The 21,253-nt window shown below is 68.8% G+C and carries 18 protein-coding genes and 2 pseudogenes; 9 read left to right on the forward strand and 11 right to left on the reverse strand.

Going from position 1 to position 21,253, the window contains the following annotated elements:
• From A5646_RS29000 to A5646_RS14740, 4 genes and pseudogenes are all read left to right on the forward strand, one after another.
• Window positions 1–77 (forward strand): annotated as a pseudogene (locus A5646_RS29000) (TIGR03089 family protein); the annotation flags it as partial.
• Between the two features lie 230 nt (window positions 78–307).
• Window positions 308–1,789, forward strand: coding sequence for a hypothetical protein (locus A5646_RS14730; protein WP_231998332.1), 1,482 nt, complete (start codon window positions 308–310; stop codon window positions 1,787–1,789).
• Window positions 1,790–1,897: 108 nt separating this feature from the next.
• Window positions 1,898–3,223 carry a UDP-glucose/GDP-mannose dehydrogenase family protein gene (locus A5646_RS14735; RefSeq protein WP_067022292.1) on the forward strand — a complete coding sequence of 442 codons (1,326 nt, stop codon included), beginning with the start codon at window positions 1,898–1,900 and terminating at the stop codon, window positions 3,221–3,223.
• 120 nt (window positions 3,224–3,343) lie between these two features.
• Window positions 3,344–4,288 carry a TauD/TfdA family dioxygenase gene (locus A5646_RS14740; protein ID WP_067022316.1) on the forward strand — a complete coding sequence of 315 codons (945 nt, stop codon included), beginning with the start codon at window positions 3,344–3,346 and terminating at the stop codon, window positions 4,286–4,288.
• Here the strand turns inward: A5646_RS14740 and A5646_RS14745 are convergent.
• Together A5646_RS14745 and A5646_RS14750 are read right to left on the reverse strand one after the other, a co-directional pair.
• Window positions 4,259–5,623, reverse strand: a complete 1,365-nt coding sequence (locus tag A5646_RS14745) for an MFS transporter (protein WP_067022294.1) — start codon at window positions 5,621–5,623, stop codon at window positions 4,259–4,261. The genes A5646_RS14740 and A5646_RS14745 overlap by 30 nt on opposite strands.
• A 282-nt stretch (window positions 5,624–5,905) precedes the next feature.
• Window positions 5,906–6,589: a class I SAM-dependent methyltransferase gene (locus A5646_RS14750; RefSeq protein WP_067022320.1), complete on the reverse strand. Its 684-nt coding sequence runs from the start codon at window positions 6,587–6,589 to the stop codon at window positions 5,906–5,908.
• A 127-nt stretch (window positions 6,590–6,716) separates the two neighbouring features.
• Between A5646_RS14750 and A5646_RS14755 the strand changes: the two genes are divergently transcribed.
• From A5646_RS14755 to rfbA, 3 genes are read left to right on the forward strand one after another with little or no spacing between them, the layout of a single operon-like run.
• A complete protein-coding gene (locus A5646_RS14755) occupies window positions 6,717–7,472 on the forward strand; it encodes a maleylpyruvate isomerase family mycothiol-dependent enzyme (RefSeq protein WP_067022318.1) in 756 nt (251 codons plus the stop codon).
• A gap of 29 nt (window positions 7,473–7,501) precedes the next feature.
• Window positions 7,502–7,873, forward strand: coding sequence for a nuclear transport factor 2 family protein (locus tag A5646_RS14760; RefSeq protein WP_067022296.1), 372 nt, complete (start codon window positions 7,502–7,504; stop codon window positions 7,871–7,873).
• 27 nt (window positions 7,874–7,900) lie between these two features.
• Window positions 7,901–8,776, forward strand: a complete 876-nt coding sequence (gene rfbA / locus A5646_RS14765) for a glucose-1-phosphate thymidylyltransferase RfbA (protein ID WP_067022298.1) — start codon at window positions 7,901–7,903, stop codon at window positions 8,774–8,776.
• On the opposite strand, the gene A5646_RS14770 is transcribed toward rfbA, so the two are convergent.
• The 5 genes from A5646_RS14770 to A5646_RS29475 all read right to left on the reverse strand — a co-directional run bounded on the left by A5646_RS14770 (window position 8,718) and on the right by A5646_RS29475 (window position 16,989).
• Window positions 8,718–9,983, reverse strand: a complete 1,266-nt coding sequence (locus A5646_RS14770; RefSeq protein WP_067022300.1) for a YibE/F family protein — start codon at window positions 9,981–9,983, stop codon at window positions 8,718–8,720. The two genes, rfbA and A5646_RS14770, sit on opposite strands and share 59 nt — an antisense overlap.
• 32 nt (window positions 9,984–10,015) lie before the next feature.
• Window positions 10,016–11,308 (reverse strand): pyridoxal phosphate-dependent aminotransferase, encoded by a 1,293-nt coding sequence (locus A5646_RS14775; protein WP_066862361.1) that lies wholly within the window; start codon window positions 11,306–11,308, stop codon window positions 10,016–10,018.
• Between the two features lie 32 nt (window positions 11,309–11,340).
• Entirely contained in the window at window positions 11,341–14,382 is a 3,042-nt protein-coding gene (locus A5646_RS14780; RefSeq protein WP_067022302.1) for a (Fe-S)-binding protein, read from the reverse strand.
• A 251-nt stretch (window positions 14,383–14,633) separates the two neighbouring features.
• Window positions 14,634–16,313 (reverse strand): Hsp70 family protein, encoded by a 1,680-nt coding sequence (locus tag A5646_RS14785; protein WP_067022304.1) that lies wholly within the window; start codon window positions 16,311–16,313, stop codon window positions 14,634–14,636.
• A 133-nt stretch (window positions 16,314–16,446) separates the two neighbouring features.
• Entirely contained in the window at window positions 16,447–16,989 is a 543-nt protein-coding gene (locus A5646_RS29475) for a hypothetical protein (RefSeq protein WP_067022306.1), read from the reverse strand.
• Between the two features lie 110 nt (window positions 16,990–17,099).
• Here A5646_RS29475 and A5646_RS14795 point away from each other — a divergent pair, with 110 nt between their 5' ends.
• The gene (locus A5646_RS14795; RefSeq protein ID WP_067022308.1) at window positions 17,100–17,753 is read left to right on the forward strand and encodes a DUF1345 domain-containing protein; all 654 of its coding nucleotides are present in this window, start codon (window positions 17,100–17,102) and stop codon (window positions 17,751–17,753) included.
• Between the two features lie 8 nt (window positions 17,754–17,761).
• Here the strand turns inward: A5646_RS14795 and A5646_RS14800 are convergent, their stop codons facing one another.
• Genes A5646_RS14800 through A5646_RS14810 form a run of 3 tightly spaced genes read right to left on the reverse strand, consistent with a single transcriptional unit; the run spans window position 17,762 to window position 20,257 of the window.
• Window positions 17,762–18,481, reverse strand: coding sequence for a hypothetical protein (locus A5646_RS14800; protein ID WP_067022310.1), 720 nt, complete (start codon window positions 18,479–18,481; stop codon window positions 17,762–17,764).
• On the reverse strand, window positions 18,481–19,041 hold the full coding sequence (locus A5646_RS14805; protein WP_067022312.1) for a hypothetical protein: 561 nt from the start codon (window positions 19,039–19,041) through the stop codon (window positions 18,481–18,483). Before A5646_RS14805 ends, A5646_RS14800 begins: the two co-directional genes overlap by 1 nt.
• Window positions 19,042–19,048: 7 nt before the next feature.
• Window positions 19,049–20,257, reverse strand: coding sequence for a hypothetical protein (locus A5646_RS14810; RefSeq protein ID WP_067022314.1), 1,209 nt, complete (start codon window positions 20,255–20,257; stop codon window positions 19,049–19,051).
• 148 nt (window positions 20,258–20,405) lie between these two features.
• On the opposite strand from A5646_RS14810, the gene A5646_RS14815 reads away from it, so the two are divergent.
• Window positions 20,406–20,927 (forward strand): DUF488 family protein, encoded by a 522-nt coding sequence (locus A5646_RS14815; RefSeq protein ID WP_066865927.1) that lies wholly within the window; start codon window positions 20,406–20,408, stop codon window positions 20,925–20,927.
• A gap of 12 nt (window positions 20,928–20,939) precedes the next feature.
• Here A5646_RS14815 and A5646_RS14820 read toward each other — a convergent pair.
• Window positions 20,940–21,253 (reverse strand): annotated as a pseudogene (locus A5646_RS14820) (hypothetical protein); the annotation flags it as partial.

The raw sequence follows: 21,253 nt of genomic DNA on the forward strand, positions 1-21,253 counted from the left end.
TCACGCTGAGCGGGGCCATCCTCGATCCGCTGCTGCGGGCCGATCCGGTGGGACCGCGCATCACCTACTACGACGACTGGCTGCACCGCCATCTGGGGCCTGGGATTCCGTCCCCGTAGGCCGGCCGAGGCCCGGTCCCGGGCCACCCCCGCGGCGGCGAACGAGCGTAAAATCGGGTTACTAGGGGAATAACGGTGGGGACCAAGCGATCTCTCGCGCCACCAATTCGTGCGACGAGCCCGCCCTCACCGTTATTGGCTAGCAACCGACTATTGGAGGAGCTTTGGACACCGTACTTGGTGTGTCGATGGCGCCGACGGCAGTCCGGATGGTGCTGGTCGAGGGGGAAAACGGCGACGGCGCGACCGTCGACGAAGACAATTTCGACGTCGCCGCCGCTGCCGATGCAGCAACGGTAACCGCCTCGGACCAGGTAGTTTCGGCCATCTTGGGGACCCGTCAGGGCGCGGCAGAGGGCGGCTATCAACTGGCGTCGACCGGCGTCACGTTCACCGACCCGCTCGAGGCCGCCGCGCTGCGCGACAAGCTGGCGGCCCACAAGGTCGAAAATGTGATGCTCGTCTCCGCCTTTTTGGCCGCGGCCGCGCTGGCGCAGGCGGTTGGTCACCAGACCAACTACGCGAATACGGCGCTGCTTTACATCGAGCCCGACACCGCGACGCTGGCGGTCGTCAACAGCGCCGACGGATCCGTCGCCGACGTCCAGCGGCAGGCCCTGCCCGCCGACGACGAGGCGGCCGTCGCCCAGCTGGCCGCGATGGTGTCCAGCGCGGAGAACTTGGAGACGCGCCCGGACGCCGTGTTCGTCGTCGGCTCCGGCATCGACATCCCGATGATCAAGCCCGCCCTCGAGGCGGCGACCACGCTGCCGCTGACGGCGCCCGAGGAGCCGGACACGGCCCTGGCCCGCGGCGCGGCGCTGGCGTCGGCGAACGCCCCGCTGTTCTCGTCGTCCACCGCGGCCCTGGCCTACGCGCAGGATCCCGGCACCGGCGCGATCAACCCGTTGGCCGTTGCGCCGGGCTACTTCGAAACCCCGGGTGAGGCCGGCGCGGACGGACTCGCCTACAGCGCCGTGCCCGACGATCCCGACGAGTTCTTCACCGGCTCGCAGACCGCCGCGACGGCGCTGGTCGACGCGGACTACCACGAGCGCAGCTCGTTCCGGCTGGTCGGAAGCGCGGTGGCGGCGATCTTCGTCATCGGCGTGGTGGCGCTGGTCGTGTCGTTGGCCATCGCCATCCGGCCGACGGCCAACGTGCGGCCCAGCCCTAATCAGAACGTCGTGGTGGCGCCCACCCGGCCGGCCCCGGCGCCCGCGGCTCCCGCTCCCGAGCAGGCACCCGCGCCCGCGGCACCCGCTCCGGCGCCCGAGGCGCCCGCTCCAGCTCCGGCGGCCGCCCCTGCGCCCGCTCCAGCCCCCGAGGCGCCCGCGCCCGCGCCGGCGGCTCCCGCACCCGTGCCGGTGCCGGAGGCTCCCGCGCCGGTGCCGGTGGCTCCGCCGCCCCCTCCGCCCGCGGTGGCGCCTATCCCGGTGCCCATCCCGCTGCCGATCCCGGGCCTTGGCGGGCCGGGCTTCGGCGGACCTCCCGGAGGCGGCTTCGGTCCGCACGGCGGCGGTGACGACGGGCCGCACGGTGGCGGCGGACACGGTGGTGGCGGCGGCGGCTTCCCCGGACTCCCCGGCGGCGGCGGTGGCCACGGCGGCGGCGGCGGTGGCGGCTTCCCCGGCTTCGGCGGAGGTCACGGCGGCTTCGGTCGCCACTAACCCCCAGCGAGCGACTAGGGCCTGACGGCAGCCATCTGTCATCTGCCGTTTGCCTCCCGATTAGCCCTGCGATGCAGTCAGCTCATCGGGGCCGCCTACACCGGTTGTATGCGATGCACCGTGTTCGGCACGGGTTACCTCGGTGCCACCCACGCGGTTGGGATGGCGGCTCTGGGACACGACGTGCTCGGGATCGACATCGACCCCGGCAAGGTGGCCAAGCTCGCCGGGGGCGACATCCCCTTCTACGAGCCGGGCCTGCGAAAGTTGTTGCAGGAGAACCTGGCCGCCGGCCGGCTACGGTTCAGCACCGACTACGACGCGGCGGCCGACTTCGCCGACGTGCACTTCCTGGGCGTGGGCACCCCGCAGAAGAAGGGCGAATACGGCGCTGATCTGCGCCACGTGTATGCCGTCATCGATGCGCTGGTGCCGCGGCTGACGACCTCGGCGGTGCTGGTCGGCAAGTCGACGGTCCCGGTGGGCACCGCGGCCGAGCTCAACCAGCGGGCCGCCGGGCTGGCTCCCCAAGGGGTCGACGTCGAAATCGCTTGGAACCCGGAGTTCCTTCGCGAAGGCTACGCCGTGCAGGACACGCTCAACCCGGACCGGATCGTGCTGGGCATCAAACCGGATTCGACGCGCGCCGAGGCCGCCGTTCGCGAGTTGTACGGTCCGCTGCTCGACGCCGGGGTGCCGTTCCTGGTGACGGATCTGCAGACCGCGGAGCTGGTCAAGGTTTCCGCCAATGCCTTTCTGGCAACGAAGATTTCGTTCATCAACGCCATTTCCGAGGTGTGCGAGGCGGCCGGCGCGGACGTCAGCCTGCTGGCCGATGCGCTCGGCTACGACCCACGGATCGGACGCCAATTCCTCAATGCCGGTTTGGGTTTCGGCGGAGGCTGCCTGCCCAAGGACATCCGGGCCTTCATGGCGCGCGCCGGCGAGCTGGGCGCCGACCAGGCGCTGACGTTCCTGCGCGAGGTCGACAGCATCAACATGCGCCGCCGCACCCGAATGGTAGAACTGGCCAGCGCGGCCTGCGGCGGCTCGCTGCTGGGCGCCAACATCGCCGTCCTCGGTGCCGCCTTCAAACCCGAATCCGACGATGTGCGTGACTCACCCGCGCTCAACGTCGCGGGCCAGCTGCAGCTCAACGGGGCCGCCGTCAACGTCTATGACCCCAAGGCCCTGGACAACGCGCAGCGACTATTCCCGACGCTGAACTACGCGGTTTCGGTCGAAGAGGCCTGCGAGCGCGCCGATGCGGTGCTGGTGCTCACCGAATGGCGCCAGTTCGTCGACATGGATCCCGACGATTTGGCCGACCGGGTCCGCGCCCGCGTCGTCGTGGACGGCCGCAACTGCCTGGACGCCGCCCGCTGGCAGCGGGCGGGCTGGCGGGTCTACCGCCTGGGCGCGCCGCGGCCCTGACGCCGAGCGCTGCGGGCTTTCCTTCAGCACGATACAAACGCTTGCCGGTGGTGGCATTGTCGATAGCCTCAAAAAGGCTATACCGCATGCATTTTCAAACACTTGACAGGATTGAGCGATTTGACGACGACCGCTGCCACCGAAACCAATATCGAAGTCGTTCCGCTGTCGGGCTGGACGGGGGCCGTGATCGACGGCGTCGACCTGGCCGCGCCGCTGAGCGAAGCGGAAAAGGCCGTCATCCGGTCGGCCCTGCACAGGTGGAAGGTGGTGTTCTTCCGCGACCAGGAACTCGACCACGCCACGCAGATCGCTTTCGGTGCCCAATTCGGAGAGGTCACCTCGGCCCATCCCTACGAAGGCGATTCCGCGCCCGAGGGTTTCCCGCAGATCCATACCGTGTCGCCGTCAGCCTACGACCGCCGGTACGGTTCGGAGTACCGGCATAAGGAGGGCTGGAACGGCCCCAACTGGCATGCCGATGTGACACCTCTGATCAACCCGCCGTCGCATTCGATACTGCGCGCCGAAGTGGTCCCGCCCTTCGGCGGTGACACGCTGTTCACCAATGTGGCGGCCGTCTACCAAGGCCTTTCCCCGTTGATTCGCGAATTCATCGACGGGCTGCGCGCCGAGCACCGGTTCGGCGCCACCTTGTCCTTCGAGCGCAGCGGCGCCAAGATCGGGGACCTGGTGCGCAGCAATCCGCTGGCGTCGATCCATCCGGTGGTGCGGGTGCATCCCGAGACCGGCGAGAAGGTGGTCTACGTCAATCAGTTCTTCACCCGGGAGATCGTCGACCTGTCGCCCCGGGAAAGCCGGTACGTCCTGGACCTGTTGTTCGAGCAGATCGCCCGGCCGGAGTACTCGGTCCGGTTCAAGTGGGAGCCGGGAAGCGTTGCGTTCTGGGACAATCGGGCCACGCTGCACCTCGCCCCGCGCGATTACGAGCACCTGGGCCAGGAGCGGGTGCTGCACCGCATCACGCTGGTCGGCGACATCCCGGTGGGGCCCGACGGACGCCGCTCGGAGCCGCTAGAGGGCGAGTTCTTCGGGGCTGCCTGACACCCGCTCGCGGGCGTGGGCCGGTGAGCCCAGCTGCGACGCGACCAGGCCGATAGCCGCCACGGCGGTGGTGGTCACCGCGACCGGCCACAACGCCCCGCCGTAGTGGGCCACCACCGAGGTGAGCAGCAGCGGAATGAGCCCGCCGATGATGGTGGAGCTCTGGCCGGACAACGACATTCCGGTGTAGCGCACCCGGGCGGGGAAGGACTCGGCGAGGTATTTGGGCAGCGCGCCCCAGACGACCCACAGCGGCGCGCCGATCAGCACCTCGGTTGTCAGCAGCGACGGCAGCGTCGCCGAGGCGGCCAGCACCCCCAGCAGCCCCGCCGCGGGCAGCGTCAGCAGTGCGAGCAGGCCGTCGCGGATCACCTTGTCTGCGCCGTAGCGATCGGCGAGCCAACCGCCCAGTACGGTCAACGCCCAGAACACGGTGACGTGCACGGCCGAGATGCCCAGCAGCACCGAAAATGACGGCAGGCCAAGGGTTTTGGTGCCGTAGCCGGTGAGGAACACGGTCTCGATGAAGAACGGGACCGTCACGCCGCCGAGATAGACCGCAAAGCAGATCAGCATCGTGCGGCCGTGCTGGCGAACCGCCTCGCGCAACGGGAACGGTGACAGCTCGCCGCTGCGCCGCAGCGCGGTGAACTCGGGTGACTCGATCACCCGCAACCGGATGAACAGGCCCACGACACCGAGCGCGAGGCCGAACAGGAACGGCACCCGCCAGCCCCACGTTACGAAGCTGTGCTCGCTGAGCGTCGAGGCCAGGATGAACAGCGATCCGGTGGCCAACCCCTGGCCCACGGCCGAGCCCGTCTGCACCAGCGATCCCCAAAAGCCGCTGCGGTGTTGGGGGCTGGTCTCGGTGACCACCAGCACCGCCCCGGCCCACTCACCGCCCAGCCCGACGCCCTGCAGGAAACGCAACAGCACCAGCAGGGCGGGCGCCGCCCAGCCGATCGCGGCGTAGCTGGGGAGCAGTCCGATCAGAAAGGACGGGATCCCCATGATCAACAGCGTGGCCACCAGCATCTTCTTGCGCCCAAGGCGATCGCCCAGGTGCCCGAACAACACGCCGCCCAGCGGCCGGGCGACGAAGCCGACGGCGAAAGTGCCAAGCGCGGCAAGCACTCCGGCCGTCGAGGAGGCGCGCGGGAAGAACAGCGGACCGAAGACCAGGGTGGCCGCGAAGCCGTAGAGGAAGAAGTCGTACCACTCCAGCACGCTGCCGGCGAGGCTGGCCAGGGCCACCCTGCGCATGCCGGGTCCGGCTTCCGCGCCGCCGGACGGGGCCGAAAGATCGGTGCTGCCCTGCGCTGCGATCGTCATTGAGGGTCTCCGATGGTCGGCCGGCCGGGTCCACGCGCAAGCGTCGTGACGGGCGAAATGAGCGGCGCGAGTGGGGCACAAAGAGACCGCAGCGACGACGATCGCCCGCGCGCCCCATCTTCGTTGCCGTGCCGGGTCCCGGTCGAGCGCAGCCCTTCTCGCCGCCGGGATCATCCGCGGCGCCCGCCCAGCTCAGCGCGGTTTCCCGCGGCCGGCGACGGTTGGAATCAGATTGAACGCAAACGATTCACCGTCGGATGCCGGCGCGCATGCCGCGCGATGTCAATTAGCTTGCCGCACAACAGGTTCAGTCGAACATGTGCGGGCGTACAGCACCGCGCGGGGGTATTCGCCGCCGTCGTCGAAGAGCTCGACGTCGACGTCGTCGAACCCGGCCGAGCGCAGCGCGTCGACAACCGGTGCCGGATCCGGGATCTCGCGGAATGGCAGGCTGGCAGCGACGTCGTCGGCGTAGTGATGCCCGGCCACATGGGGATTCAGCGAAATGTCGGCGATCACCAGCCCACGCGGGGCCAGCACCCGGCGCCATTCGGCGAAGGCCCGCCGCGGCTCGAGCACCGTCCAGATGAAGTGCCGGGCCGTCACGGCATCGAAACTGGCGTCGGCGAACGGCAGCTTCTCGGTCACGCCCTCGACGAACGTGACCGCCACCCGGCCGTCGGCGGCCTTGGCGCGAGCGTGCGCCAACATGGCCTCGGATGCGTCGACGCCGGTCACCTGGTGGCCCAGCTCGGCCAGCAACAGCGCGACAAAGCCGGTGCCCGTGGCGACGTCGAGCACGCGGGAAGCCGGCGGGATCGGACTCAGGGCGTCCGTCCACCGTCGACGTTCGGGTTCCGAGGAGATGCCGTGGGCGGCCCGCTGGTCGTATTGCGCACCCTCGCGCTCCCAGAACTCGCGGATCGCCGTGCGGGCGACCGGAAGGCTCACATTGGCGTCGGGCATGAGCACCTCTCGGGGACAAGGGCATTCGGCGGGCCGGACATCGACGACAAGTCTGCAGTGCGCGCCGGTGTCGCCGCAAGGCACGCGGGACCGCCGGGCGCGCGGCCCGGCGAGTAGCCTGACCCGCGTGGACTATGCCGGAAAATTCCTCGACGAGAACCGGGCCTTCGGGGAGCTCTTCCGCGATGTCGACGAGTCCACGCCGGTCCCCACCTGCCCGGACTGGACCCTGCGCCAGCTCTTCCGCCACGTCGGGCGCGGCGATCGCTGGGCGGCGCAGATCGTGAGTCAGCGCCTCGACAGCTACCTCGACCCCCGCACGGTGGAGGGCGGCAAGCCGCCGCCGGATCCCGCCGGTGCCATCCCGTGGCTGCACGGCGGCGCCCAGCGGCTGATCGACGCCGTCGAACTGACCGGGGTCCAAACGCCGGTCTGGACGTTTCTGGGGTCGCGCCCGGCGAACTGGTGGATCCGGCGCCGGTTGCACGAGGTCGCGGTGCATCGGGCCGACGCGGCGATCGCGCTGGGCGCCGAATACACCCTGGACGCCGAGGTGGCGGCCGACGGCATCACCGAATGGCTGGAGCGGGTGGCGATCCAGGCGGGCGCCCAGGGCGCGCCGCTTCCGCTCGAGGAGGGTGACACCCTGCACCTGCACGCCACCGATCCCGCGCTGGGGGAGGCCGGCGAATGGACGATCACCGTCGAAGACGGCCGGGTCGCCTGGTCACACCAGCACGGCAAGGGCAGCGCCGCGCTGCGCGGGGGCGCGACCGAGCTGCTGCTGGCGATCCTGCGCCGGCGGCCGGTGGCCGACACGGGCGTCGAGCTGTTCGGCGACGACGGCGTGTGGAAGCGCTGGTTGGACAGTACGCCTCTCTAGCCGCGGGGCCGCACGGTAATTTGCACACCATGACCACATCGGAGATCGCCACCGTTCTGGCATGGCATGACGCCCTCAACGCCGCAGACCTCGAGACGTTGACCGCGCTGTCCAGCGATGACATCGAGATTGGCGACGCGCACGGAGCCGCACAAGGCCACGAGGCGCTGCGCAGCTGGGCCGGCTCGCACCGGGCGAGCACCCAGCTCGGCCAGCTGTACGTGCACGACGGCATCGTCGTCGCCGAACAGAAAGCGACCAGCCCCGACGGTCCGGAGGCGGCCACCAACGCGTTGGCGTTTCGCGTCGTGCGCGACCACGTCACCTCGGTGTTCCGGCACGACAGCCTGGGCTCGGCGCTGGCGGCCACCGAGCTCACCGCGTCCGACGCCGTCGAGTAGGGCCGATCAAGGCATTAGGAGCTATCCATGCGCGGAATCATCCTGGCCGGCGGGTCGGGCACCCGCCTGCATCCCATCACCACGGGCATCAGCAAGCAGTTGCTGCCGGTCTACGACAAACCGATGGTCTACTACCCCCTGTCCACCCTGATGATGGCCGGCATCCGCGACATCCTGGTGATCACCACCCCGCACGACGCGGCGGGCTTCCAGCGGCTGCTGGCCGACGGCTCGCAATTCGGCGTCAACATCACCTACGTGACGCAGGAAAAGCCCGACGGCCTGGCCCAGGCGTTCGTGCTGGGTGCCGACCACATCGGCAACGAGCCGGTGGCATTGGTGTTGGGCGACAACATCTTCTACGGCCCGGGCCTGGGTACCAGCCTGAGCCGCTTTCAATCCATCAGCGGCGGAGCGGTTTTCGCGTACTGGGTGGCCAACCCGTCGGCCTACGGTGTCGTCGAATTCAGCGACGACGGCAGGGCGCTGTCGCTGGAGGAGAAGCCCAAGACACCGAAATCCAATTACGCGGTGCCGGGTTTGTACTTCTACGACAACGACGTGATCGAAATCGCCAAGGGTCTCAAGAAATCGGCGCGCGGCGAGTACGAGATCACCGAGGTCAACCAGATCTACCTGAACCGGGGCCGGCTCTCGGTCGAGGTGATGGCCCGCGGCACGGCCTGGCTGGACACCGGGACGTTCGACTCGCTGCTGGATGCCAGCGACTTCGTGCGCACCCTGGAACGCCGCCAGGGCCTGAAGGTCAGCGTGCCCGAGGAAGTGGCGTGGCGGCGTGGCTGGATCACCGACGACGAGCTGGCCGAGCGCGCCCAGAGCCTGCTCAAGTCCGGCTACGGCGGCTATCTGCTGGATCTGTTGGAGCGGAGCCATTTTCAGTAGGTTTGGCCAGCACCGCGGCGATCGCCGTCGTCAGCGGTACCGACAACGCCAACGCCATGCCGCCCACCGCGGAGCGGGCGATCTCGATGGCCACGCTCTCGCTGGTCAACACGTCGGTCAACGAGCGGTTGGCCACGCTGAACAGCAACAGCAGCGGCAGCGAACTACCCGCGTAAGCCAGCACCAGGGTGTAGACGGTGCTGGCGATGTGATCGCGCCCCACCCGAATGGCGCCGACGAAGATCGCCCGCCGCGAGCCGCCGAGGTGGGCGAGCTCGAACACCGTCGAGGCCTGGGTCACCGTCACGTCGTTGAGTACACCGAGCGACCCGATGATGAAGCCGGCCAGCAGCAGGCCGCCGATCGACACGTTGCCCAGATACGCGCTGACCGTGCTATTCTGCTCGTCGGACAAGCCGGTCAGCTGCGCCAATTGTATTGCCGCCCAGGATAATCCGGCGGCCAGCAACAGGGCCGCCAGGGTGCCCAGCAGGGCGGCGCTGGTCCGCAGGTTGACCCCGTGGGCGAGGTAGATGACCGCGTACAGGATGGCCGCCGACGCGACCAGCGCCACCGGCACCGCCGGCGCGCCGTCGCGCAGCGCCGGCAGCAAAAACGTCACCAAAACCACGAACGCGACCACGATGCCCACCAGGGCCAGCAGCCCGCGCCACCGCGCCACCGCCACGATCACCACCGCGAACGCGATCGCCAAACCGGCGAGCGCCCAACCACGTTCGAAGTCGTAGAACGCGTAGCTGGTGGCGCCCTGGTCATCGACCTGGCGGACGAGCCGAATGCGGTCGCCCACCGCGAATTTCGGCTGTCCCGGGCCGGGGGAGGACTCCAGCAGCGTCTGGGCGCCGGCGTTGGGGCCGGAGTCGATCGACACCTGGGTCAGCACGCAGCGTCCGGCGCCGGGCGGCGCCTGTTGCGGCGCGCCGGTGAGCACCTGGCTGACCGACGCGCTGCCGCAGTCGCCCATCCCGCTGGACAGCACGTGCCCGGCCTGCGTGCTCACCGCGCCGCCGGCGGCGTTCTGCAGCGGCATCGGGATGTCGACGTGCTGCCGGCTGGGCCACAACACGATCGCCCCGACGGCGACCGCGACGCCGATCGCGACCAACAACCCCACGACGATCCTGGCGGGCAACGGATCGACGGCGGACGGGCCCGGCGGCAGGCTGTGCGAGTGCGAGTGGGTCACCCGGTCGAGACTAGAGGCGCCCGCGCCGGTGCCTACGGTCGATAGCCGACCAGGAAATTGCCCAACCGCTCGATCGCGGCCGCCAGATCGCGGGCCCACGGCAGCGTCACGATGCGCAGGTGATCCGGTGCCGGCCAATTGAAGCCGGTCCCCTGGGTGACCAGAATCTTTTCCTGCAGCAGCAGATCGAGGACGAGCTGTTCGTCGTCGTCGATGTCATAGACCTCGGGGTCCAGCCGGGGGAACGCATAAAGCGCACCGGCCGGCTTGACGCAGGACACGCCCGGAATCTCGTTGAGCTTGGTCCATGCGACGTCGCGTTGCTCGAGCAACCGGCCGCCGGGCAGCACCAGGTCGTCGATGCTCTGATAGCCGCCCAGGGCCACCTGGATCGCGTGCTGCGCCGGAACATTGGGGCACAGGCGCATATTGGCCAGCAGGTTGATTCCCTCAATGAAGCTGCTGGCGTGGTCCTTGGGCCCGGTGATTGCCAGCCAGCCGGCCCGATAGCCGGCCACCCGGTAGGCCTTGGACAGGCCGTTGAAGGTCAGGCACAGCATGTCCGGCGCCAGCGTGGCGAGGTTGATGTGCTTGGCGTCGTCGTAGAGGATCTTGTCGTAGATCTCGTCGGCGAGCAGCAGCAGCTCGTGCTTGCGCGCCAGATCGACTATCTGGGTGAGGACTTCGCTGGTGTAGACCGCGCCGGTCGGGTTGTTCGGGTTGATCACCACCAGCGCCTTGGTCCGCTCGGTGATCTTGGACTCCATGTCGGCGATGTCGGGCTGCCAGCCCTGCGTCTCGTCGCACAGGTAGTGCACGGGCGTGCCGCCCGCCAGGGAGGTCGACGCCGTCCACAGCGGGTAGTCCGGCGACGGGATCAGCACCTCGTCGCCGTTGTCGAGCAGGGCCTGCAGGGTCATGGTGATCAGCTCGGACACCCCGTTGCCCAGATAGACGTCGTCGACGTCGAAGCGGGGAAATCCGTCGACCAACTCGTAGCGGGTCACCACGGCCCGGCGGGCGGGCAGGATGCCCTGCGAGTCGGAGTAGCCCTGGGCGTACGGCAGGGCCTGAATCATGTCGCGCATGATCACGTCGGGCGCCTCGAAGCCGAACGGCGCCGGGTTGCCGATGTTGAGCTTGAGGATGCGATGCCCCTCGGCCTCCAGCCGCGCGGCCTGGGCGTGCACCGGCCCGCGGATTTCGTACAGGACGTCCTGGAGCTTCGACGACTGCGCAAAACTGCGTTGCGGCCGGTGATGAGCCGACGCGTGCAGGGGCAGGTGATGGGTGGTCACACCACTAATGGTGCCATCACTGTCCACTGAAATTTGCTGTCAAGCGGCAAAGACGCAGGTCAGCGCTTGCCCGGGGGACGTGCCCCACGGGCGATGCCCAGGCCTTTGACCGGCGGCTGCGCCGGTGCATCGTCGCCGTTGGTCTCCTTTGCCGGCTCCGCTTTCGGCGCCGGCTCGGCTTCGGCCTTGGCAGCCTCCGCCTTGGGCGCTTCCGCTTCAGGTGCTTCCGCCTTGGGGGCCTCGGCCTTGGCAGCCGCCGGTGCCGCCTTCTTGGCGCCGGGTCGCTTGGCGCCCGCGGCGATGCCCAGCCCCTTGACCGGCGCCGCGGGTGCCTTGGCTTCGGCCTTGGTCTCGGTCTCGGCTTCGGGGGCCGCTTCCGACGTGGTTTCGGCCTTGGGCGTCTCTGCCTTGGCGGCGGCCGGTGCCGCCTTCTTGGCGCCGGGTCGCTTGGCGCCCGCGGCCAGCCCCAGACCCTTGACCGGGGCGGCGGGTGCCTTGGCTTCGCCGCCTTCGGCCGGTGCCTCGGTCTTGGCGGCCTCGGCGGCCGGTGCGGCCTTCTTCGCGCCGGGTCGCTTGGCGCCGCCGGCGATGCCCAGCCCCTTCACGGGTGCGGCGGTGTCCGCCTTGGCCTCTGCGGCCGATGCGGCCGCCGCCTTCTTGGCGCCCGGCTTCTTCGCCCCACCGGCGATGCCCAGCCCCTTGGCGGGGGCGGCCGCGGTCTGCGCCTTCGGGGCCGGCTCGGCGGGTGCCTCCTCGGCGGGTGTCTCCTCGGCCGGTGCCTCGGCGGGTGCGGTCGCGGTGGCCGTCGAGGCCTTGGGCGCCTCGGCCGCGCGCGCTTCGGCCCTTTCGGAGGCCTCCTTGGCGGCCGTGCCCTTCTCCGGCAGCGTCGCCTTGTCGTACTCGAGGGATCCCAGCAGGATCTGCGCGACATCGAGCACCTCGACACCGCTGCGGCCGGCCTCTTCCTGACGGTCGTTGACACCGTCGGTCACCATCACTCGGCAGAAGGGGCAGCCGGTGGCGATGGTGGCGGCCCCGGTGGCCAGCGCCTCGTCGACGCGTTCGTGGTTGATGCGCTTGCCGATGTGCTCTTCCATCCACATCCGCGCGCCGCCGGCGCCGCAGCAGAAGCTGCGCTCGGCATGGCGTGGCATCTCGGTCAGGTTCGCCCCCGCGGCCCCGATCAGCTCACGCGGCGCCTCGTAGACCTTGTTGTGCCGGCCCAGGTAGCAGGGATCGTGATAGGTGATGTCCTGGGACACCGGCGTTACCGGCACCAGCTTGTTGTCCCGGATCAGGCGGTTGAGCAGCTGGGTGTGGTGCAGCACCGAGTAGTTCGCGCCGAGCTGGCGGTACTCGCGGCCCAGGGTGTTGAAGCAGTGCGGGCAGGTGACGACGATCTTGCGGTCGACGGTTTCCACGCCCTCGAACAGTCCGTCCAGCGTCTCGACGGCCTGCTGGGCGAGCTGCTGGAACAGAAACTCGTTGCCCGAGCGGCGCGCGGAGTCGCCGTTGCAGGTCTCGCCGGTGCCGAGCACCAGGTACTTCACCCCGGCGATGGCCAGCAGCTCGGCGACGGCCTTGGTGGTCTTCTTGGCCTTGTCGTCGTAGGCGCCGGCGCAACCCACCCAGAACAGGTACTCGTAGCCGTCGAAGCTGTCGACGTCCTCGCCGTAGACCGGCACGTCGAAGTCGACCTCGTCGATCCAGCTGGTGCGGTCCGACGCGTTCTGGCCCCACGGGTTGCCCTTGGTTTCCAGGTTCTTGAACAGCACCGACAGCTCCGAGGGGAACTCGGATTCCATCATCACCTGGTAGCGGCGCATGTCGATGATGTGATCGACATGCTCGATGTCCACCGGGCACTGCTCGACGCAGGCGCCGCAGGACACGCAGGACCACAGCACGTCGGGGTCGATGACGCCGCCCTGTTCCTCGGTGCCCACCAGCGGCCGGGTGGCCTGCTCGGGGCCGGACCCCATGACGCGGCCGAAGCCCGACTCGGGCACGTGGTGGACCTCGGCGTGCTTCTCGCCGGACAGCTTCTCGCCGACTCCGCCCTCCGGTGTGCTCTCGAGCGGGCTCTCCTTGTCACCGAGGATGTAGGGCGCCTTGGCCATCCAGTGGTCGCGCAGGTCCATGATGACGAGCTTGGGCGACAGCGGCTTGCCGGTGTTCCACGCCGGGCACTGGGACTGGCAGCGCCCGCACTCGGTACAAGTGGCGAAGTCCAGCATGGCCTTCCAGCTGAAGTCCTCGATCTTGCCGCGGCCGAATTCGGCGTCGTCCGGCGGGTTTTCGAAGTCGATCGGTTTGCCGTCGTGCTCCAGCGGCAGCAGCGGGCCCAGGCCGTTGGGCAGCCGCTTGAAGATGACGTTGATGGGCGCCGTGAAGATGTGCATGTGCTTGGAGTGCAGCACGATGATCAGGAACGCCAACATGACCAAGATGTGCAGCAGCAGCGCCGTCGTCTCGATGATCTCGTTGGCGGGCTGACCCAGCGGGCGCAGGATGGCGCCGAACAGCTGTGACAGGAAGGCGCCGTTGCCGTAGGGCAGCGTGCCGTTGTTGACCGCGGCTCCGCGCACGAACACGTAGGTGAAGACGACGTTGAAGATCATGAACAGCACCAGCCAGGCACCGCCGGTGTGCGAGCCGTAGAACCGTGACTGACGTCCGATCTCCTTCGGGCTGCGCATCAACCGGATGATGGCGAAGGTGACGATGCCGAGGAAGACCGCGGTCGCGAAGAAGTCCTGCAGGAAGCCCAGCACGTCCCAGCGACCGATGATCGGGATGTGGAAGTTGTCCTGGAACAGCAGCCCGTAGGCCTCGATGTAGACCGTGAGCAGGATGAAGAATCCCCACATGGTGAAGAAGTGCGCCAGGCCGGGGATCGACCACTTCAGCAGCTTGCGCTGACCGAACACCTCGGAGACCTCGGCCCAGACGCGTTTGGCCGGCTCGTCGGTGTGTCCCGGGGCCGGCTTGCCGGACGTGATCAGCTTGAACAGCCACAGGACACGCCGTGCGGCGAGTGCGGCCACGACCAGCGTCATGCCCATGCCCACGATCAGCCTGATGAGCATCTGCGTTGTCACAGAAGGTCTCCCCAATGCATAGATAAATTCGGCTGTGCTTATTTGCCTGCTTAAGCCCCGCTCATAGTTACATCTCCGCGGCTTTCAGCGCGAGAAAGGCTGCCCTAACTTGGCAGTTCACCGGTGCCTCTGGCCTGCTGATTAGTACCCACTCACCCAATGTGACGCCTGTCGAAGTGATGAGCGCCACCAAATTTCGCTAAATGACCTTTTGCCGGGGGTCTTTGGCGGCCCGGGCGTAATTCGGCTCGTCAGTGCCCGAACGGCGGTTGAAAGATGGGCGGGAACGGCCGCGTGCGGGTGGTCGTCGGCGCCGCGGTGGTGGTCGCCTGCGACGTCGTGGTGGGCGGCGCGGTGGTGGTCGTCGTGCTCGGCGGCGCCGTCGTCGTGGTTGTCGTCGACGGCTCCGGCGCGGGCGTCGTGGTGGTGGCCGGCGCCTGCGTGGGCGGCGGCGGCGCGGGGATCACCGTGACGGTGGTGCTGTCGTTGGGTCCGGTGATGGTGACCGTTTGCGGCGGTGCCGGGCTGGTCGAAGGCCCCGGGGTGACGGGGGTGGACTTGGTGAGCAACAAATTGATCGCCAAGATCAGGGCCACCAGCACGGCCGCGCCCGCTCCGGCCACGCTCAACACCAGCGCCGTGCGTTTGTACCAGGGCAGCCGCCCCTGGGCGGTGGCGTAGCGGCTGCCGGTCGCGTCGTCGAATTCCCTTGCCTCGTTGGCGTATTCGCCGGTGGCGTCGCGGCCGGTGTAGGGCACCGGCTCGTCGTTGTCGGCGTCTTGCGACCACGCCAGGGCGTCGTCGACGTCGGTGGCTTGGGCGGCCCAGGCGGCCTGGGTCATGTCGAGCCCGGCGTTGCCGACCATTTCCGTCGGTGTTTCCACCGCCGCGGCCGCGGCGGTCGGGGCGACGCCCGACGCGTAGTGCGGGCCGAGCACCGCCGCGCCGAGGGCGGCGCTGAGCGCGGGCCGCGCGGTGCTGTGCACCGGCACCCCGAAGCGCTGCGACAATCGCGCTTTGAGCAGCGGGATGTTCGCGCCACCGCCGGTGATCGCCACGGCGCTCAGCCCGGCGTTCGCAATTCCGTTGCGGCGCAACGACTCGTCGACCGACGTGAGGAACCGGTCCAGCGGCGCGGCGAGCAGTTGCTCGAATTCGGTGCGGGTCAGCTGGGCGCCGTCGCCCGAAGCCCCGGCGATGGTGCCCACCGCGGCCGTCGAGAGTTGCTCCTTCGCGCGCCGGCAGGCACCGAGCAGGCGCGCCTGCGACCCGACCCGTGCTGCCCCGCCGAGCATGGCGGTGCTGACGTCGGAGGCCAGCAGGTGATCGAGGATCAGCTGATCGATCGCATCGCCGGAGAAGTCGGTGTTCCGCGCGGCAGGGCCGACGGGCGCAAAGCCGGCCTTGGCATCCATCAGCGTGACGGTGGTGCCGCCGGCGCCGAAGTCGCACAGGGCGATTACGCCGTCGGCCCCGAATCCCGGCGTGCCGCGCAGCGCCGCGAGCGCGGCCGTGGCGTCGGAAACCAGCATCGGTGCCACCCCGCCGCGCGCCAGATCCGACTGGGCGAAGAACTCCTCCCGCAGCGCCGCGAACTGGGCGTCGGACCAGTAGGCGGGCACGGCGATGGTGATCGGTGACCCGTAGCCGACCGCCCGGGCCATCGCTTCGATCGCCTCGACCGTCAACGCCGCGCCCAGGTACTTGGTGCCGTCGGCCGCCACCAACGGCGCCCGGTCGCCGACGCGTTCGACGAACCCTCGCAGCACCAGGCCGGGTTCGGTCAGGTTCGGGTTTTCTTCCGGCAGGCCGACTTCGGTGGGCCGCTGCTCGAACAGGGTCAGCACCGAGCTGCGGGTGATCGGAGCGCTGCCCGCGCGGGCCGCTACCAAGTTGGCCACCCCGATCGATAGGCCGAGCGACTCGCTCATGTCCCGCACCCCTGTGTCAGTCGTCCCGTTGCCGTCGCACGGTGGTCCTCACCGTAGCGACCGTGGATTGCAGCGAGTGTAGGGCTTCTCCGGCGCGCTGCCATGGAACCGTGACGGGGCTCGCCGCGACTCGCTAACGCAGGCCCGGCGGCACGGTGACCGGATTCGGCACCCCCGGAACGGTGATTACCGGCGGCAGCTGCGGCAGATGGTGGCGATGCGAGGGCTGCTGGGTCTGTCCCCCGGTGGGCTGCTGTTGCGTCGGCTGCTGCGCAGGCGGCTCTTGGGCGCTGCTGCCGGGCGAGGACGTGGTGGTGGTGGTCGTGGTGGTCGTCGGCGTCGTCGTGGTCGTGGTGGTGGTCGGCGTCGTGCTCGTCGTCGTGTTGGGGCCGTGGCCACCGGTCTGCCCGTGGATGAGTTCGATGACGCCGAAGATGATGAGCCCGATCAGGACCACGACGGAGACCAGCCAGGCGATCAGCATCGCCGGCTTGCGATACCAGGGGGTCGGCTCGCTCTCCTGGTCAAACGGGTCGCCGCCGTCGGCCTGCTCGGACCCCTGCGGCGGGTGAGCGGGTTGCGGAATTTCGCCGGTAGGCGGCTGTTCGCTCACACCGAAGTCGCCATGCTGCGTCGGCTGGTTGTGGAAGTCGTCGCGTGGGCCATTGGATGCCACGGCACCGATCGTACTGACCTCACCTGCCAATCTCCTGATGCCTAGGCCGGGCCGACGCGGATGAGCGCCCGAACGTGGTCCGACGACCCGCGTTTGGTGGTTAGGTCAAGATGGTGGACTCCCTGGTGAAGTTGTTTCGGGACACGGGCGCGGTCCGGATCTTGGTCTCCGTGGCCCTCGGCGTGGCCGTCGCCGTCGTGGTGGGCAACACCGCCGGTTGGCGTTTTGCGCTGGCCGGCTGGATCGTCACCGCCGGAACGTACGTGGTGTGGACGCAGCTCATCGTGCTCGGCATGAATGCCGAGCAGACCTGCCGGTGGGCGACGCGGGAGGACCCGACCCGGTGGATCGCCGACGCGGTGATCCTGTCGGCGAGCGTCGCGAGCCTGGGCGGGGTCGGCTACGTGGTGGCCGCGGGGTCACGCGCGGGCCACGAAGCCCTGGCCGCCGCCGTCTTCGGCATCTTGACCGTCGCCGCGTCCTGGGTCGCCGTGCACACGCTGTACACCGTGCACTACGCGCGGCTCTACTACTCGGACGAACCGGGCGGCATCAACTTCCACGACCCCGAGCCGCCGCGCTTCCGAGACTTCGCCTACCTGGCCTTCACCGTCGGGATGACCTACCAGGTGTCCGACACCGAGATCGGGCTGACGACGATCAGGGCGACGGTCTTGCGCCATGCGCTGCTGTCCTACCTCCTCGGGGCGGTCGTCCTGGCGGTGACGATCAACCTGATCGCGGGGCTGGGCGCCAAGGTCTGACCGGTCCGTCACACGTCGGCCGTTGAATGACCGCGGAGAATTCGTTCTACCCGATCCAACAGCTCGCTCGGGGCGTCGGCGGCGCCGTCCTTCCAGGCCAGCAGTGCGTGAAAAAGGTTGATGGGCTGGACGCTCAATTGGAGACCGAGCAGCACCGTCTTGCTGGTCAGATCCGCTGCGCGATAGGCAATCTCGACTTGCAGTGACTGTCCGCTCACGCCGTTCGGCACAATCTTGGGCTCGATCGAGTGCACCAGTTCGCGCCGGATTTCGGTCAGCTCGCTGCCGCGGTCGACCAGTCGCACGGTCAACGTCCGCGGGCCGAAACGCAGAAGACAACGTCGCCACATGCGCACGACGCCCCACACGGTTAGTGGGGTCACACTTAGAAGCAGGAAGCCGCCGTACCGGAGCCACGCCGGATTACCGGGCGCGAACCCCAAATCGACCATGGCGACGCCCATCAGCAGGAGCAGTAGCGTCACGGTGTAGGCGCTGCCCTCGTACCAGGGGATGTAGCGGCAGACGATCTCGTCACCGGTCCGGCTGACCGCGGCACGGAGGATCCGGCGCTGACCGATGAGGATGACGCCGCCGACCACAGCTACGGCGAGAGCTAGAGACCAACGGGCACCGACCACCGAGTCGATCACCGCCATCAGGCACAACGCACCACCGAAGGAATAGCGCAGCACGCGCCAGCGGAGCTTTGGTTTGCCGCCGGGCATCAGTGCCCCTCTCGCGTTCCGCTACCCGGGGGGCGGTGAGGACCGGCGGAGGCCGGAACTACCGCCGGACCCGGTCGGGCAGTCAGCCAGATCCGGGTCCGATCTACCGGCGAGTCGTGGAGCGCGGTGACCGTCAGCTGGGCTATCAGCGTCTCCTTTTCGGCCATGATGATCCGGGACTGTGACGCGCAGTCGATGGTGCCGAGCTCATGTGCGATTTGCATCGCGAGCGCCCCCACCATACCGACGCCCTCGGCTGCCGCGGTGAATTCGCGTTGCAGTTCACGACATCTCGGAGCCGTCTGCAACTGCTGCTCGCATAGCATGACGAACACTTCAGCGGGGTCCAGCGGGGCCTGGACTCGATGCATCGTCAACACCGCGTTGGCGCAGAACACGTCGATGCGCGGGTCGTCGCGCCAAGCCCACACCCGTACACCGGCAGCGGAATTGAAGGGTTCCCACCGTGGCGGCAGCCCCACCGCGACGACGAACCCGGCAAACCGATCGGCCGGGAATACATCGACGCCGCTCTCCGCTACGAACTCACCGAATCGCACCGTCGACCTACCCGAATCCGAAAACAGATTCCACGCCGTGCACCGCACTCCCGACCGCGTCCGAGACCGGCTGCCAGAGCACTTCGACCCCTTTGGACGCCACGAAGGCAGCGCCCGCACCCACGACGGCGCCCGTCACCAGACCGATCGCGGTCCCTGCCACAGGAACCGGAATCGCTGTACCGATCAGTGCGCCAAACTCAGCGCCCGCATACATTCCTGCGGCAACACCAACAGTCTCCCGGGTGATCGCCTCCGGCACGGAGTTGCCGTCTTTGATGTCGGACATGACGGCCGGTACCGCGCTGGCCGCACCGACCACACCGCCGATCCGCGAGAACCCCGGGATTTCGACCCCGCCGATTCTCGTGTCTTCCAGCCACCTCAACAACGCCGGATCCGCCTTCCCGGGACCCGTACCGGGGGACTCGGCGATCAACTTCGTAGTCGCCTGGCGCACGCCGTCGGCGGTGCCACCGGCCACCGCTCCCGCGGCCCCGGTTGCCACCTCCCCCTTCGTCGGGGCCAACGCGGGACCCCCGCCGGGCTGGCCGGCCGGTGCCGGGCCGGGTTGGTCGGACGGTGCCGGGGCCGGTCCTGCCTGGGGGCCGACGGTGTCATAACCGTCGGCGTGCAGGGTGCCCATCGCATCCTGAAACGACTTGGAGTAGCCGTCGCGCGTCGCTTGCAGCCGGGCCAGCGCGGTTTTGGTGTCGCGGATCGCGTCTTGTTCACGGCCGGCGATGAACGCTTCGAGCGCGTCGATATCGGCCTGGGTGAGGTCGTCGTCGTCTTCCATCTCGTCGGCTTCGCCGATCAGCTCATCGAGTTCCTGCAGCTGGGCTTCCAGCGACGCGATCTGACCGGCCGCGGTTCTTTGCGCCTCGGCCAAGGTCGCGGCGATGTTCTCCAGGTCCGCGCCGATCTTCGGAATCTGCAGCGACTGTGCCCCAAGGGCCTTCGTCACCCGCTGCACTTCATCGGAGCCGGTGATCGGATGATCGCCATCCCGGTGATTCCAGGCGGCCTCGAACCGGGTGCGAGCCTGCTCGAACGCGTCGTTGGCCTCTTGTGTGCAGCGCCCCGCTTTGCGAAAGGCCTCCGCGAGGTTGGAAATCTGCAGTGGGCTCCCCGCTTGCAAGCTTGCGTTGATCGCCCAGGGGTCGCCACCGGCCGCGGCAATCAGCGCCGGGATGCTGAGGTATTGCAGTTGCATGGCGTCGTCAGTCGCCCGCCCGACCGCTGATCAATCCCGTTCGCATCGTCACCCCTCCCGAACTCAACGGCAAGGTTACTAACGCAGGCTTGATAATCAATTCAGATCGCGCCCCGGTCCGCCCGGGCAAGCTGTCCGTATGGAACCGGTGTTGCTGACGGTGGGGCACGGGGCGGCCGGCCGGGAGCGGCTATCAGAGTTGCTTGCCGGGGCGGGGGTTGCGCTGGTGGTGGACGTGCGGCGCTACCCGGCCAGCCGGACCAATCCGGACGTGCGCCGCGAGGCCCTGGAATCCTGGCTGCCGCAAGGGAGCATCGGCTACCGATGGGAGCCCCGCCTCGGCGGGCGCCGGCATATCGCGGCCGGAGAACCGGAGCCGGACAGCTGGTGGACGGTGGCCGCGTTCCGGGCCTACGCCGCATACACCCGGACGCCCGAGTTCGACGCGGCCCTGGACGACGTTCTCGCCGATGCGGGCCGGCGCACCACGGCGGTGATGTGCAGCGAGAGCGTCTGGTGGCGCTGTCACCGGCGGCTGATCGCCGACGTCGCGGTGCTGGGCCGCGGGGTGCCCGTGCGGCACCTGATGCCCGACGGCCGGCTCAGTCCGCACCGACCCGCGGAGGGAGCCCGCCGCCGCCCCGACGGCCATCTGGTCTGGGACGGTTGATCTTTCGGCTCCCTAGAACGTGTTGACCTTCTCGACGCTGACGAACATGCCGTGCTTGGTCTGGTCGTTGGTGAAGCGGGTGCCGTCGGCGTTGGCGATGATGGTCCAGCCCTGCGCCGCGTAGGTCTTGTAGTCGATGGTGACCGTCGGGATGGCGCCCAGGTTGCCCAGCACCCATTGCACTTTGCCGCCGCTGTTGATGCTGACGCCGTTGGCGTGCTCGCCGTCCTGCAGCGGGGAGTTGGTGAAGGGCGCCTCACAGCCGACGGTGTCTCTGTTGATCTGGCAGCGCGTCACGCCGGATTTGGTCTCGATGAAGACGTAGC

The organism is Mycobacterium sp. 1245499.0 (genome assembly GCF_001673615.1).
In the GTDB taxonomy this organism is placed as follows: domain Bacteria; phylum Actinomycetota; class Actinomycetes; order Mycobacteriales; family Mycobacteriaceae; genus Mycobacterium; species Mycobacterium europaeum_A.